The following is a 12,985-nucleotide window of genomic DNA, read 5'->3' as shown; positions in this document are numbered from 1 at the left end:
TTGCCTTACTGCCCTACTCCCTTACTGCCCTAAATTACTTCTTCTTTCCGGCAATCGACTTGGCCGGGCCCTTGCGGGTGCGCGCATTGGTATGCGTGCGCTGACCACGAACCGGCAGCGAGCGGCGGTGACGCAGGCCGCGGTAGCAGCCGAGGTCCATGAGCCGCTTGATGTTCATCGACACTTCGCGGCGCAGGTCGCCCTCGACCTGGTAGTCGCGGTCGATGGTCTCGCGGATCTGCAGCACTTCCGCGTCGGTCAGTTGGTTGACGCGGCGCTCGGCCGGGATGCCGACCTTGTCGACGATCTCCTGGGCGAACTTCTTGCCAATGCCGTGAATGTATTGAAGCGCAATGACAACGCGCTTGTTGGTCGGAATGTTGACGCCGGCTATACGAGCCATGTTCTTCTCTTCTCCATATAGGCCGGGCGAGCCGGCGCTTCAAGTTGCCCCGCGTCCGGTGGAGGCCGGCCCTTGCGGGAGTTTCCAGTTCAAAGCGGCCTGCCTTGCCCTTGCGGACAAGCAAGCCTCATGCCTGATAGGAAGACGGGCCGCCATACCCCAGCGGACCGCTCCAGTCAAGCGCAATCGTTCGATTCTCTAGCCGGCCGCCTGGCCAACCCGCCGGGTCGTCGCCCTGAGCACCGCCTCGATCTGCTGCGTCACCGCATCGATGTCGGCCATGCCATCGACGCCCCTGAGTTTACCCTTGGCGTAGTAGTAGCCGATCAGCGGCGAGGTTTTCTTGTAATATTCCCTCAAGCGTTCTTCGAACACCGCTGGACTGTCGTCTTTGCGCACCGGCAGGCCTGCGGCCTTGGCTTCTTCGGCTCGCTTGACGATTCGGCCAACCAGCGCCTTGTCGTCGACGACAAATTCGATGACCGCGTCTAGCTCCAGTCCGCGATCCGACAGCATTTCCTCAACGGCGTCCGCTTGCACCAGAGTTCGGGGATACCCGTCAAGGATGAAGCCGTTTGCGCAATCAGCTTGATCGATGCGCTCTGCTACGATGGCGTTGACGATAGCGTCTGACACCAGTTCGCCAGCGTCCATCACCGCTTTGGCGCGCTTGCCGACTTCGGTGCCGGCCTGGACAGCAGCACGCAGCATGTCCCCCGTGGAAAGCTGTGGGATGCCGTGTCGTTCTACCAGTCTCAGTGCTTGTGTCCCCTTGCCCGCCCCCGGCGGTCCAAGCAATATCAACCTCATCTGGCCTTTTTCCCCCCGCGCAGCTTCGACTTCTTGATCAGGCCCTCATACTGGTGCGCGATCAGGTGACCCTGAATCTGCGCCACCGTATCGAGCGTTACACTGACCACGATCAGGAGCGAAGTGCCACCAAGGTAGAACGGTACGCCAGTCGCTGAAATCAGGAACTCGGGCAGCAGACACACCAGCACCAGATAGATGGCGCCGACGACGGTGATGCGGGTGAGCACATAGTCAATATAGTCCGCGGTGCGCTCGCCCGGGCGATAGCCCGGGATGAAGCCCGAATGCTTCTTCAATTGGTCGGCGGTGTCCTTCGGGTTGAAGACGATCGCCGTGTAGAAGAAGGCGAAGAACACGATCATCGCCGCGTAGAAGGCCATGTAGAGCGGCTGGCCATGACCGAGCGACGCCAGGATGGTGCTGGCCCAAGCGGGCATGTTCGTCGTCTGCGAGAAACCGGCGACGGTCGCCGGCAGCAGCAATAGCGACGAAGCGAAGATCGGCGGAATGACGCCGGATGTGTTGAGCTTCAGCGGCAGATGCGAGGTATCGCCCTGGAACATGCGATTGCCGACCTGGCGCTTGGGGTACTGAATCAGCAAGCGGCGCTGGGCGCGCTCGAAAAAGACGATCAGGCCGATAACGATAATGGCGAGCACGATGATCGCCAGGATCAGGCCGGTCGACAGCGCTCCGGTGCGGCCTAGCTCCAAGGTACCGGAGATGGCGCGCGGCAGGCCGGCGACAATGCCGGAGAAGATGATCAGCGAAATGCCGTTGCCGATGCCGCGGGCGGTGATCTGCTCGCCGAGCCACATCAGGAACATGGTGCCGCCGACCAGCGTGACGACGGTCGAGATGCGGAAAAAGATGCCGGGATCGTTGACGATGCCGTTTCCGCCCTCGAGCCCGACCGAAATGCCGTAGGCCTGGACCAGCGCCAGAAGCACGGTCCCGTAGCGCGTATACTGGTTGATAATCTTGCGGCCCTGCTCGCCTTCCTTCTTCAGCGCTTCCAGCGACGGAATGACCGAGGTCATCAGCTGCATGATGATGGAGGCGGAGATATAGGGCATGATGCCGAGGGCAAAGATCGCCATGCGCTGCACGGCACCGCCTGCAAACATATTGAACATGCCAAGCACGCCCTTGCTCTGCGACGAGAAGGCGTGGGCAAAGGCGTCCGGATTGATGCCGGGCAGCGGGATATAGGTGCCAAGACGGTAGACGAGCAGCGCGCCGATGGTGAACCAGATGCGCTTCTTCAGATCCTCGGCCTTGGCGAAGGCCGAGAAATTCAGATTCGAGGCTAGTTGTTCAGCAGCCGAAGCCATGCCTGATTCTCCGCTTGGTCACGCTCGATGCCCGCAGCTCAGGCGGCGCGTGTCACCGAAACTCACGAGATAAGCTCCGGACTGCAAACATGCAAGCGGCCGCGTTGATGCGGCCGTCACATCTGTCGGATCAAAGCACAACCGCAGGCAAAACCGAATTCCACCTTTGCCGGCCGTGCTTCAAATTGCCGTTACTCGGCGGCTGCCTTCTCAGGCAGCTTCACCGAGCCGCCGGCCTTTTCGATCTTCTCGATCGCGGCCTTGGAGGCTCCGGCCACGTCGAAGGCAAGCTTGGCCTTGATGTCGCCGTCTGAAAGGATGCGCACGCCGTCCTTGACGCGACGGATGACGCCAGCCGCAACCAGCGCCTCGGCCGTTACAACTGTCTTGGCGTCGAGCTTCTTGGCATCGAGCGCCGCCTGGATGCGGGCCAGCGACACGACGGTGAAGCTCTTGGCGAAGATATTGTTGAAGCCGCGCTTCGGCAGGCGGCGGTAGAGCGGCATCTGGCCACCCTCGAAGCCGTTGACGGCGACGCCGGAGCGCGCCTTCTGGCCCTTGACGCCGCGACCGGCGGTCTTGCCCGAACCGGAGCCGATGCCACGGCCGAGACGCTTCTTGGAGTGCGTCGCGCCGTCCTTGTCACGCAGATCATTGAGTTTCATCTGGGTTCTCCTGCGCTCTGGTTCAGCCCTCGTCCACGACGCGGACGAGATGCTGGACGGCAGCGATCATGCCGCGCACCGAGGGCGTATCCTCCAGCGTGCGCTGCTTGTGCATCTTGTTGAGGCCGAGGCCGACCAGCGTTGCGCGCTGCTCCTTCGGCCGGCGGATCGGCGAACCGATCTGCTCGACGGTGATGGTCTTGGTTGCTTTCTTGGCCATGGTCAAATCCCTGGTCAGCGTCGACTATTCTTCAGCCGCAACGGCGGTGCCGCGGCGGGCCTGAAGGGTCGAATACTTGATGCCGCGCGCGGCAGCCACATCCTTCGGATGCATCTGGCTCTTCAGCGCGTCGAACGTGGCACGAACCATGTTGTAGGGGTTCGAAGAACCCATCGACTTGGCGACCACGTCATGCATGCCGAGCGTTTCGAAAACGGCGCGCATCGGGCCGCCGGCGATGATGCCGGTACCTTGCTTGGCGGCGCGCAGCAGAACGCGTCCCGCACCCCAGCGTCCCTCGACGTCGTGGTGCAGCGTGCGGCCTGAGCGCAGCGGCACGAAGATCATGTCGCGCTTGGCCGATTCGGTCGCCTTGCGGATCGCCTCCGGCACTTCGCGCGCCTTGCCGTGGCCGAAGCCGACGCGGCCCTTCTGGTCGCCGACGACAACAAGTGCCGCAAAGCCGAAGCGCCGGCCGCCCTTGACGACTTTGGCGACACGGTTGATGTGGACGAGCTTGTCGACCATGCCGTCGTCGCGCTCTTCGCGATCACGGCCGCGGCCGCCATCCCTACGTTCCTGTGCCATATCCTGTTCCTTGTTTTTTTCCGGAAGCACGGTTGATGATGATATCCGGCGCCTCTGTGGGTCGCCGGGGGCGAATTTCGTTTTTAGAAGCTCAGACCACCTTCACGGGCAGCCTCGGCAAGCGCCTTGACACGGCCGTGGTAGATGTAGGCGCCGCGGTCGAAGACGACTTCCTTGACGCCGGCCTTCGAGGCACGCTCGGCGATCAGCTTGCCGATGGCAGCGGCGGCCGCCGTGTCGGCGCCGGTCTTGAGCGAGCCCTTGAGCTCCTTCTCGAGCGTCGAAGCAGCCGCGATGGTGTGGCCCTTGGCGTCGTCGATCACCTGGACATAGATGTTCTTCGACGTGCGATGGACCGACAAGCGCGGACGTTCGCCGGCAACCTTCTTGATCTGGCGGCGGACGCGCTGGGCGCGGCGTTGGGTGGATTCTTTCGAGCCCATGATATCAGTTCCTTGCCTTCAAAAAAACGGGGGCAACCATATGCGGTAGGACGAGCCTCCCGCGACCGCTCCCCGCGGCGTTAAAATTACTTCTTCTTGCCTTCCTTGCGGACGATCTTCTCGCCGGCATAGCGGACACCCTTGCCCTTGTAGGGCTCGGGGCTGCGATACTCGCGGATCTCGGCGGCAACCTGGCCGACCTGCTGCTTATCGATGCCGGTCACCGTGATTTCCGTCGGCTTCGGCACCGAAATCGTCACGCCCTGCGGCGTCTCGTAGACGACGTCATGGCTGAAGCCGAGCGCCAGCTGCAGGTTCTTGCCCTGCATGGCGGCACGATAGCCGACGCCGGTGATCTCGAGCTTCTTTTCGAAGCCGTCCTTGACGCCCTGCAGGATGTTGACGATCTGCGTGCGTGACATGCCCCACTTGGAACGGGCAGTCTTGGTCTGGTCGCGCGGCTGGACAGCGATCTCGCTGCCTTCCATCTTGACCAGCACTTCGTCGTTCACCACGAACTTCAGCTCGCCCTTCGGACCCTTCGCCGTCACGGTCTGGCCGTTGACGGTGGCGGTCACGCCCTGCGGCAGCGAAACGGGTTTCTTTCCAATACGAGACATTTTGTTGTCCTCGTCACTTCTCTTGTTTCAGGTCTCGGCTTTCGGGACTAGATCCCGAAAACCTGTTTCCAACCGGGTCACATACCAGATCAGAAGATCTGGCAGAGGATTTCCCCGCCGACATTCTGTTCACGCGCTTCGTGGTCGGCCATCACGCCCTTCGGCGTCGAAAGGATGGCGATGCCGAGGCCGTTGGCGACGTGCGGTATCGACTTGGCCGAAACGTAGACGCGGCGGCCGGGCTTCGAGACCCGAGCGATTTCGCGCACCACCGGCGCACCATCGAAATACTTCAGCTCGATCTCGATTTCGGACTTGCCGTTGTCGAAGTCGGTCTGGCTGTAGTCGCGGATATAGCCTTCCGCCTTCAGCACGTCGAGGACGCGGGTACGCAGGCGCGAGGCCGGCGTCGAAACGCTCGACTTCTTGCGGCCATATGCGTTGCGGATGCGGGTCAGCATATCGCCGAGAGGATCGCTCAATGACATGTTATGTCCTCCTTACCAGCTCGACTTGACCAGGCCCGGGATCTGGCCGTTATTGCCGAGATCACGAAGCGCGATACGCGATACTTTGAGCTTGCGATAATAGGCACGCGGACGTCCGGTGACTTCGCAGCGGTTGCGGATGCGGGTCTTGGCCGAGTTGCGCGGCAGCGCCGAAAGCTTCAGCTGGGCGCGGAAGCGCTCTTCCATCGGCTTGGACTGATCCATGATGATCGCCTTGAGCACCTCGCGCTTGGCAGCGAACTGGTCCGCAAGCTTGCGGCGCCTGTTGTTCTTCTCGACTGAGCTGGTCTTTGCCATTTCAGATTTTTCCTTTTCTCGCTGCCGTTACTGGCGGAAGGGGAAGTTGAAGGCCTTGAGCAATGCCCTGGCTTCGTCGTCCGTCTTCGCAGTCGTACAAACGATGACGTCCATGCCCCAGATCTGATCAACCTTGTCGTAGTTGATCTCCGGAAACACGATGTGTTCCTTGATGCCCATGGCATAGTTGCCACGGCCATCGAAGCTCTTCGGATTAAGTCCGCGGAAGTCGCGGACGCGCGGCAGTGCGATGTTCACGAGGCGGTCGAGGAACTCGTACATGCGTTCCTTGCGCAGCGTGACCTTGGCGCCGATCGGCATCTTCTCGCGGACCTTGAAGCCGGCGATCGAGTTGCGGGCGCGGGTGACGACGGCCTTCTGGCCGGCGATCATCGCAAGGTCTTCCGCCGCGATCGAAGGCTTCTTCGAATCGCCGGTCGCCTCGCCGACGCCCATGTTCAGCACGATCTTGTCGATGCGCGGAACCTGCATCTCGTTCTCGTAGCCGAACTGCTCCTGCAGCGCCTTGCGGATGGTCTCGTTGTAGACCTGCTTGAGGCGCGGCGTGTTCTGGGCAGTTGCCTGCTTGGTTTGAGCCTTAGCCATTGATGACTTCTCCCGAGCGCTTGGCGACGCGCACCTTCTTGCCGTCCTTCTGGAAGATGAAGCCGACGCGGGTCGGCTTGCCATCCTTGGGGTCGGCCAGCGCGATGTTCGACAGCTGGATCGGCGCTTCCTTGGTGATGATCCCGCCCTCTTGGGACTGGGACTGCTTCTGGTGACGACGGATCAGGTTGACGCCGCGCACCAGCGCGGTGTCGTCCTTCGGCTGTACCGAGAGGACTTCGCCCGAACGGCCCTTGTCCTTGCCGGCCAGCACGACGACCTTGTCGCCTTTTCTAATCTTCTGCATTGGTCCGGCTCCTTACAGCACTTCAGGCGCGAGCGAGATGATCTTCATGTGGTTCTTGGCGCGGAGTTCGCGCGGAACCGGTCCGAAGATACGCGTGCCGATCGGCTCTTTCTTGTTGTCGACGAGAACGGCTGCGTTCTTGTCGAAACGGATCACGCTGCCGTCCGGGCGGCGGATGTCCTTGGCCGTGCGAACCACGACCGCCTTCATCACATCGCCCTTCTTGACGCGGCCGCGCGGGATGGCTTCCTTGATCGACACCACGATGATGTCGCCCACGGAAGCGTATTTCCGCTTCGAGCCGCCCAGCACCTTGATGCACATGACACGACGGGCGCCGGAATTATCCGCGACGTCGAGGTTTGTTTGCATCTGAATCATGACTGGCCGCCTTCTTCTTTTCTAACGGGACGGGTTTCTCACCCCTCCCCGGTCTGTCCAAAATTCGTTTCGTTGGCCCTGATCAGGCCTGGTCCGAAGACACCACGACCCAGCGCTTGTCCTTGGAAATCGGCTTCGATTCCTGGATGAACACCTGATCGCCGACCTTGTGGGCGTTGTTCTCGTCGTGCGCCTTGTACTTCTTGGTCATGCGCACGGTCTTCTTCATCACGGGATGCGTGAAGCGCCGTTCGACCTTGACGACAACCGTCTTCTCGTTCTTGTCGCTGACGACGGTGCCCTGCAGAATGCGCTTTGGCATGGTTTTCGTCCTTAAGCCTTCTTGGCCGCGGACTTTTCCGCAGCGATGGTCTTGATACGCGCAATGTCCTTGCGGACCTGCCTCACGCGCGCGGTCTTCTCAAGCTGGCCGGTGGCCTTCTGGAAGCGCAGGTTGAACTGCTCCTTCTTCAGGCTGGCCAGGTCGTCGGTCAGCTGGTCCTGGGTCTTGGTCCGGATGTCTTCGGCTTTCATGATCAGCCCGTCCTTATTCTGCGATGCGCTGTACGAAGCGCGTCCTGACCGAGAGCTTGGCCGCGCCGAGACGCAGCGCCTCACGGGCGGTTTCCTCGTTGACGCCGTCGATCTCGAACATGATGCGGCCCGGCTTGACGCGTGCCGCCCAGTAGTCGACCGCGCCCTTGCCCTTACCCATACGGACTTCGGTCGGCTTCGACGTCACCGGCACGTCCGGGAAGATACGGATCCACACGCGGCCGGCACGCTTCATCTCGCGGGTGATCGCGCGGCGGGCCGCCTCGATCTCACGCGCGGTGACGCGGTTCGGCTCAAGCGCCTTCAGCCCGAAACCGCCGAAATCCAGGTTGGTGCCGCCCTTGGCGGTACCGTGGATGCGGCCCTTGAACTGCTTGCGGAACTTTGTGCGCTTTGGCTGCAGCATCGTTCTAACTCCAAATTCCTAAATGTCTTACGCGTTTTCGCGACGGCGACCGCGTTCGCGCTCACCACCACCGCCATGCGCATGATCGCCCTCGGTGGCGCGGCGCTCCGAAGCCATCGGGTCGTGCTCGAGGATTTCGCCCTTGAACACCCAGACCTTGACGCCGCAGATGCCGTAGGCCGTATTCGCCTCGGCCGTGCCGTAGTCGACGTCGGCACGCAGCGTATGCAGCGGCACGCGGCCTTCGCGATACCATTCCATGCGCGCGATCTCGGCGCCGCCGAGACGGCCGGCGCAGTTGATGCGGATGCCTTCGGCACCGAGGCGCATCGCCGACTGCACGGCACGCTTCATGGCGCGGCGGAACGCGATGCGGCGCTCGAGCTGCTGGGCGATCGACTGGGCGACCAAGGTCGCGTCGATCTCCGGCTTGCGCACTTCGACGATGTTCAGATGCGTCTCGGACTTGGTCATCTCCATGAGCTTCTTGCGAAGCTTCTCGATGTCGGCGCCCTTCTTGCCGATGATCAGGCCCGGACGCGCCGCATGGATGGTGACGCGGCACTTCTTGTGCGGACGCTCGATCACGACTTTCGAGATTGCAGCCTGCTTGAGTTCCTTCTCAAGATATTTGCGGATCTTGATGTCCTCGTGCAGCAGCTTGCCGTACTCGCCGGTGTTCGCGAACCAGCGCGAATCCCAGGTGCGGTTGATGCCGAGACGCAGACCGATCGGATTGACTTTCTGGCCCATTATGCGGCCTCCCCTTTTTCTTCGACTTCACGAACGACGATCGTGAGGTGCGAGAACGGCTTCTCGATACGGCTGGCGCGCCCACGGCCACGGGCATGGAACCGCTTCATGACGATCGACTTGCCGACATAGGCTTCCGCCACGATCAGCGCATCGACGTCGAGGTCGTGGTTGTTTTCCGCGTTGGCGATCGCCGATTCCAGCGTCTTCTTGACCGTGCCGGAAATCCGCTTGGCCGAGAATTCGAGGTCGGAAAGCGCTGTCGCGACCTTCTTGCCGCGGATCAGCGCGGCAACCAGGTTCAGCTTCTGCGGGCTGATACGGATCGTGCGCAACACGGCGCGCGCTTCGTTGTCAGCAAGCCTGCGCGGAGCTTTGGCCTTGCCCATGATTATTTCCTCTTCGCCTTCTTATCCGCGCCGTGACCGTAATAGGTCCGGGTCGGAGCGAATTCACCGAACTTGTGACCGACCATGTCCTCGTTCACCGAGACGGGAACGTGCTTCTGGCCGTTGTAGACACCGAAGGTGAAGCCGACGAACTGCGGCAGGATGGTGGAGCGGCGGCTCCACATCTTGATCACCTCATTGCGACCACCTTCACGAACCTTGTCCACCTTCTTCAGAAGGTAGCCGTCGATGAAGGGGCCTTTCCAAATCGAACGAGTCACTTGGCGTTACCTCTTCTTAGCTCTTGCGCTGATGGCGCGAGCGCAGGATGAACTTGTCGGTCGCCTTGTTGGACCGCGTCTTCTTGCCCTTGGTCGGCTTGCCCCAGGGCGAAACCGGATGGCGGCCACCCGAGGTGCGGCCTTCGCCGCCGCCATGTGGATGGTCGACCGGGTTCATGGTCACGCCGCGATTGTGCGGACGTTTGCCGCGCCACACGGTGCGGCCTGCCTTGCCGTCATTGATGTTGCCATGGTCCGGGTTAGACACGGCGCCGACAGTGGCCATGCAGGAGCCGTGGACGACACGCTGCTCGCCCGAATTGAGGCGCAGGATCGCCATGCCCTGGTCGCGGCCGACGAGCTGGCCATAACCGCCGGCCGAACGGGCGACCTGAGCGCCCTTGCCGGGCTTCAGCTCGATATTGTGGACGATCGTACCGACCGGCATCGAGGCCAGCGGCATCGCGTTGCCCGGCTTCACGTCGACCGATTCACCGGCCACGATCTTGTCGCCGGGAGCCAGACGCTGCGGGGCGATGATGTAGGACAGCTCGCCATCGTCATACTTGATCAGCGCGATGAAGGCGGTGCGGTTCGGATCGTACTCGATGCGCTCGACCGTGCCGACGACGTCGAACTTGCGGCGCTTGAAGTCGATGATGCGGTAGGTGCGCTTGTGACCGCCGCCGATGAAGCGGGCTGTGATGCGGCCGTAATTGTTGCGGCCGCCCGACTTGGTCAGGCCTTCGGTCAGGCCCTTGACGGGCTTGCCCTTGTAGAGGCCCGACCGATCGACGATGACCAGCTGACGGGTGCTCGGCGTTACCGGGTTGAATTTTTTCAGTGCCATTGTTCTGTCCTCGCGACCTTGCTCAGAGACCCGTCGCGACGTCGATCGACTGGCCTTCGGCCAGCGTCACAACCGCCTTCTTGACGTCGCTCTGGCGGCCGATCGTGCCGCGGAAGCGCTTGATCTTGCCCTTGCGGACAAGCGTGTTCACGGCCATCACCTTGACGCCGAACAGCGCTTCGACGGCGGCCTTGATTTCCGGCTTCGACGCCTTCTTGGCGACGTTGAAGACGACCTGGTTCTGCTCGGAAGCCATGGTCGACTTTTCGGTGATCGCCGGCGAGACGATCACGTCGTAATGACGAAGGTCGGTCATTTGAAGCGCTCCTCGAGAGCCTCGACGGCGGCCTTGGAAAGGACCAGCGTGCCGCGGCGCAGAATGTCGTAGACGTTGATGCCCTGGATGGGCAGCACGTCGATGTTCGGGATGTTGGTCGCTGCCAGCTTGAAGTTCTTGTCAAGCTCGGCGCCGCCAATCACCAGGGCGTTGCTCAGGCCCAGCGTCGCGAAATTCGCGATCAGCGCCTTGGTCTTGGCCTCGGTCAGCTTCAGCTCGTCGATGATGATGATCGACGCGCTCTTGGCCTTGGCCGAAAGCGCATGCTTCAGGCCGAGCGCACGCACCTTCTTAGGCAGATCGTGCTCGTGGCTGCGCACGACCGGGCCGTGGGCCTTGCCGCCGCCGCGGAACTGCGGAGCGCGAGCCGAATGGTGACGGGCGCGGCCCGTACCCTTCTGCTTGTACATCTTGGCGCCGGTGCGGGCGATTTCCGCGCGACCCTTGGCCTTGTGCGTGCCCTGCTGCTTCTTGGCAAGCTGCCAGCGCACGACGCGCTGCAGGATGTCCTCGCGCGGATCGAGGCCGAAAATCTCTTCGGAGAGCTTCAGCTTGCCGGCGTCCTTGCCGCCAAGCGTTGTAATCTTGAGGTCCATTATTCCGCTCCCTCTGTGGCCGGGGCCTCGTTCGTGGCGGCACCGTCAGTCGCAAGGGCGCGGATCGCGGCGGGCTTCGGCGCATTGGCCGGAAGCGCCACCTTGGCCGCGTCGCGGACCAGGATCCATGCACCCTTCGAACCCGGGACCGCACCGCGGATCAGGATCAGGCCGCGATCGGCGTCGGTCGAGACGACCTCGACATTCTGCGTGGTGACGCGGGTGTCGCCCATGTGGCCGGCCATATGCTTGCCCTTGAACACCTTGCCCGGATCCTGGCGCTGGCCGGTCGAGCCGTGTGTACGGTGCGACACCGAGTTGCCGTGCGTTGCGCGGCCGCCACCCATGTGGTGCCGCTTGATGACGCCCTGGAAACCCTTGCCGATCGTGGTGCCCGTCACATCGACCTTCTGGCCGACGACGAAGTGCTCGACGGTGATCTCGGCGCCAACATCGATCATGTTGTCGGCAGAGACGCGAAACTCGGCAACCTTGGCCTTGGGCTCGACGGAAGCGGTCGCGAAATGGCCGCGCATCGCCTTCGACGTGTTCTTCACCTTGGCAAGGCCAACGCCGAGCTGGACGGCGGTATAGCCGTTCTTCTCCTGCGTGCGCTGCGCCACGACCTGGCAGTTCTCCATCTGGAGAACAGTGACGGGAACATGTTCCCCGGCATCGTTGTAGATGCGGGTCATTCCCACCTTCTTTGCAATCACACCTGAACGCATCGGTTCAATTCCTTTAGAGTTCCCTGTCGGGGCTGTCGCCCCTCCACGCCTCTTGTTCCTTCAGAGTTCCGGGTCGCCCCGCTGACCTCTGGTTCCTTACAGCTTGATCTCGACGTCGACACCGGCGGCCAGGTCGAGCTTCATCAAAGCATCGACTGTCTGCGGGGTCGGGTCGACAATGTCGAGCAGACGCTTGTGCGTGCGCATCTCGAACTGCTCGCGGCTCTTCTTGTCGACGTGAGGCGACCGGTTGACCGTGAACTTTTCGATCCGCGTCGGCAGCGGAATGGGGCCGCGGACGTTGGCGCCGGTGCGCTTGGCGGTCGACACGATTTCCCGTGTCGAGGCGTCGAGCACCCGGTGATCAAACGCCTTCAGGCGGATGCGGATATTCTGTCCGTTCATGCGTCACTTCCTTGTTCTGGCGCGGCGCGGGCAGCGCCCGCGACAGATCGATTTAAGTCCAAATTACTCTGTGATGGTGACGACGATGCCGGCACCGACGGTGCGGCCGCCTTCACGGATGGCGAAGCGCAGCTTCTCTTCCATGGCGATCGGCACGATCAGCTCGACGTCGACGGTGATGTTGTCGCCCGGCATCACCATCTCGGTGCCTTCCGGCAGCGACACGATGCCGGTCACGTCCGTCGTGCGGAAATAGAACTGCGGACGGTAGTTGGTGAAGAACGGCGTGTGGCGGCCGCCCTCGTCCTTGGTCAGGATGTAGGCTTCGGCGACGAACTTCTTGTGCGGCTTGACGGTGCCGGGCTTGGCCAGGACCTGGCCGCGCTCGACGCCTTCACGGTCGACACCGCGCAGCAGCGCGCCGATGTTGTCGCCGGCCTGGCCCTGGTCGAGCAGCTTGCGGAACATCTCGACGCCCGTGCAGGTCGTCTTGGTGGTC

Annotated in this window: 25 protein-coding genes; all 25 read right to left on the bottom strand. The window is 62.2% G+C overall.

Annotated elements, in window-relative coordinates; genetic code table 11:
- Positions 1 to 34: 34 nt before the first annotated feature.
- Positions 35 to 403: a 30S ribosomal protein S13 gene (gene rpsM / locus NKH60_RS27395; RefSeq protein ID WP_006205445.1), complete on the bottom strand. Its 369-nt coding sequence runs from the start codon at positions 401 to 403 to the stop codon at positions 35 to 37.
- 198 nt (positions 404 to 601) lie between these two features.
- Positions 602 to 1,213 carry an adenylate kinase gene (locus NKH60_RS27390; RefSeq protein ID WP_352471809.1) on the bottom strand — a complete coding sequence of 204 codons (612 nt, stop codon included), beginning with the start codon at positions 1,211 to 1,213 and terminating at the stop codon, positions 602 to 604.
- Positions 1,210 to 2,550, bottom strand: a complete 1,341-nt coding sequence (gene secY / locus NKH60_RS27385; RefSeq protein ID WP_352471807.1) for a preprotein translocase subunit SecY — start codon at positions 2,548 to 2,550, stop codon at positions 1,210 to 1,212. The genes NKH60_RS27390 and secY overlap by 4 nt, the downstream gene beginning before the upstream one ends.
- A gap of 191 nt (positions 2,551 to 2,741) precedes the next feature.
- Entirely contained in the window at positions 2,742 to 3,215 is a 474-nt protein-coding gene (rplO, locus tag NKH60_RS27380) for a 50S ribosomal protein L15 (RefSeq protein ID WP_292660428.1), read from the bottom strand.
- Positions 3,216 to 3,237: 22 nt separating this feature from the next.
- Complete coding sequence (gene rpmD / locus NKH60_RS27375; RefSeq protein ID WP_006205449.1) at positions 3,238 to 3,435, bottom strand: 50S ribosomal protein L30; 198 nt, start codon at positions 3,433 to 3,435, stop codon at positions 3,238 to 3,240.
- Positions 3,436 to 3,459: 24 nt separating this feature from the next.
- Positions 3,460 to 4,023 (bottom strand): 30S ribosomal protein S5, encoded by a 564-nt coding sequence (gene rpsE / locus NKH60_RS27370; protein ID WP_006333394.1) that lies wholly within the window; start codon positions 4,021 to 4,023, stop codon positions 3,460 to 3,462.
- Positions 4,024 to 4,106: 83 nt separating this feature from the next.
- Positions 4,107 to 4,466 carry a 50S ribosomal protein L18 gene (gene rplR, locus NKH60_RS27365; protein WP_352682670.1) on the bottom strand — a complete coding sequence of 120 codons (360 nt, stop codon included), beginning with the start codon at positions 4,464 to 4,466 and terminating at the stop codon, positions 4,107 to 4,109.
- 86 nt (positions 4,467 to 4,552) lie between these two features.
- Positions 4,553 to 5,086, bottom strand: a complete 534-nt coding sequence (gene rplF, locus NKH60_RS27360) for a 50S ribosomal protein L6 (RefSeq protein ID WP_023675133.1) — start codon at positions 5,084 to 5,086, stop codon at positions 4,553 to 4,555.
- 89 nt (positions 5,087 to 5,175) lie between these two features.
- On the bottom strand, positions 5,176 to 5,574 hold the full coding sequence (rpsH, locus tag NKH60_RS27355) for a 30S ribosomal protein S8 (protein ID WP_006205453.1): 399 nt from the start codon (positions 5,572 to 5,574) through the stop codon (positions 5,176 to 5,178).
- A 12-nt stretch (positions 5,575 to 5,586) separates the two neighbouring features.
- A complete protein-coding gene (gene rpsN, locus NKH60_RS27350; RefSeq protein ID WP_352451046.1) occupies positions 5,587 to 5,892 on the bottom strand; it encodes a 30S ribosomal protein S14 in 306 nt (101 codons plus the stop codon).
- A 27-nt stretch (positions 5,893 to 5,919) separates the two neighbouring features.
- Positions 5,920 to 6,498: a 50S ribosomal protein L5 gene (gene rplE / locus NKH60_RS27345; protein ID WP_008875670.1), complete on the bottom strand. Its 579-nt coding sequence runs from the start codon at positions 6,496 to 6,498 to the stop codon at positions 5,920 to 5,922.
- Positions 6,491 to 6,805, bottom strand: a complete 315-nt coding sequence (rplX, locus tag NKH60_RS27340; protein WP_254817150.1) for a 50S ribosomal protein L24 — start codon at positions 6,803 to 6,805, stop codon at positions 6,491 to 6,493. Before rplX ends, rplE begins: the two co-directional genes overlap by 8 nt.
- A gap of 12 nt (positions 6,806 to 6,817) precedes the next feature.
- The gene (rplN, locus tag NKH60_RS27335) at positions 6,818 to 7,186 is read right to left on the bottom strand and encodes a 50S ribosomal protein L14 (RefSeq protein ID WP_006205457.1); all 369 of its coding nucleotides are present in this window, start codon (positions 7,184 to 7,186) and stop codon (positions 6,818 to 6,820) included.
- A gap of 82 nt (positions 7,187 to 7,268) precedes the next feature.
- Complete coding sequence (gene rpsQ / locus NKH60_RS27330) at positions 7,269 to 7,508, bottom strand: 30S ribosomal protein S17 (RefSeq protein ID WP_023675136.1); 240 nt, start codon at positions 7,506 to 7,508, stop codon at positions 7,269 to 7,271.
- Between the two features lie 11 nt (positions 7,509 to 7,519).
- Positions 7,520 to 7,720: a 50S ribosomal protein L29 gene (gene rpmC, locus NKH60_RS27325; RefSeq protein ID WP_006205459.1), complete on the bottom strand. Its 201-nt coding sequence runs from the start codon at positions 7,718 to 7,720 to the stop codon at positions 7,520 to 7,522.
- Positions 7,721 to 7,733: 13 nt separating this feature from the next.
- Positions 7,734 to 8,147 (bottom strand): 50S ribosomal protein L16, encoded by a 414-nt coding sequence (rplP, locus tag NKH60_RS27320; protein ID WP_006205460.1) that lies wholly within the window; start codon positions 8,145 to 8,147, stop codon positions 7,734 to 7,736.
- 27 nt (positions 8,148 to 8,174) lie between these two features.
- Positions 8,175 to 8,900, bottom strand: coding sequence for a 30S ribosomal protein S3 (gene rpsC, locus NKH60_RS27315; protein ID WP_023675137.1), 726 nt, complete (start codon positions 8,898 to 8,900; stop codon positions 8,175 to 8,177).
- The gene (gene rplV / locus NKH60_RS27310; RefSeq protein ID WP_006205462.1) at positions 8,900 to 9,289 is read right to left on the bottom strand and encodes a 50S ribosomal protein L22; all 390 of its coding nucleotides are present in this window, start codon (positions 9,287 to 9,289) and stop codon (positions 8,900 to 8,902) included. The genes rpsC and rplV overlap by 1 nt, the downstream gene beginning before the upstream one ends.
- A 2-nt stretch (positions 9,290 to 9,291) precedes the next feature.
- Positions 9,292 to 9,570 carry a 30S ribosomal protein S19 gene (gene rpsS, locus NKH60_RS27305; RefSeq protein ID WP_006205463.1) on the bottom strand — a complete coding sequence of 93 codons (279 nt, stop codon included), beginning with the start codon at positions 9,568 to 9,570 and terminating at the stop codon, positions 9,292 to 9,294.
- 16 nt (positions 9,571 to 9,586) lie between these two features.
- Positions 9,587 to 10,420, bottom strand: coding sequence for a 50S ribosomal protein L2 (gene rplB / locus NKH60_RS27300; RefSeq protein ID WP_023675138.1), 834 nt, complete (start codon positions 10,418 to 10,420; stop codon positions 9,587 to 9,589).
- 22 nt (positions 10,421 to 10,442) lie between these two features.
- Positions 10,443 to 10,736, bottom strand: coding sequence for a 50S ribosomal protein L23 (locus NKH60_RS27295; protein ID WP_023675139.1), 294 nt, complete (start codon positions 10,734 to 10,736; stop codon positions 10,443 to 10,445).
- Positions 10,733 to 11,353 (bottom strand): 50S ribosomal protein L4, encoded by a 621-nt coding sequence (rplD, locus tag NKH60_RS27290; protein WP_023675140.1) that lies wholly within the window; start codon positions 11,351 to 11,353, stop codon positions 10,733 to 10,735. Before rplD ends, NKH60_RS27295 begins: the two co-directional genes overlap by 4 nt.
- A complete protein-coding gene (gene rplC, locus NKH60_RS27285) occupies positions 11,353 to 12,081 on the bottom strand; it encodes a 50S ribosomal protein L3 (RefSeq protein WP_352451050.1) in 729 nt (242 codons plus the stop codon). The genes rplD and rplC overlap by 1 nt, the downstream gene beginning before the upstream one ends.
- 96 nt (positions 12,082 to 12,177) lie before the next feature.
- Positions 12,178 to 12,486 carry a 30S ribosomal protein S10 gene (gene rpsJ, locus NKH60_RS27280; protein ID WP_006205468.1) on the bottom strand — a complete coding sequence of 103 codons (309 nt, stop codon included), beginning with the start codon at positions 12,484 to 12,486 and terminating at the stop codon, positions 12,178 to 12,180.
- 63 nt (positions 12,487 to 12,549) lie between these two features.
- A partial coding sequence (locus tag NKH60_RS27275; RefSeq protein ID WP_352502959.1) for an EF-Tu C-terminal domain-related protein occupies positions 12,550 to 12,985 on the bottom strand: 436 nt, incomplete at its 5' end.

Origin of the sequence: Mesorhizobium sp. M1006, from assembly GCF_040318825.1 — a bacterium.
Taxonomy (GTDB): domain Bacteria; phylum Pseudomonadota; class Alphaproteobacteria; order Rhizobiales; family Rhizobiaceae; genus Mesorhizobium.
Note: the sequence above shows the minus strand (reverse complement) of the source record. Positions and strands in the feature narration are given on the sequence as shown.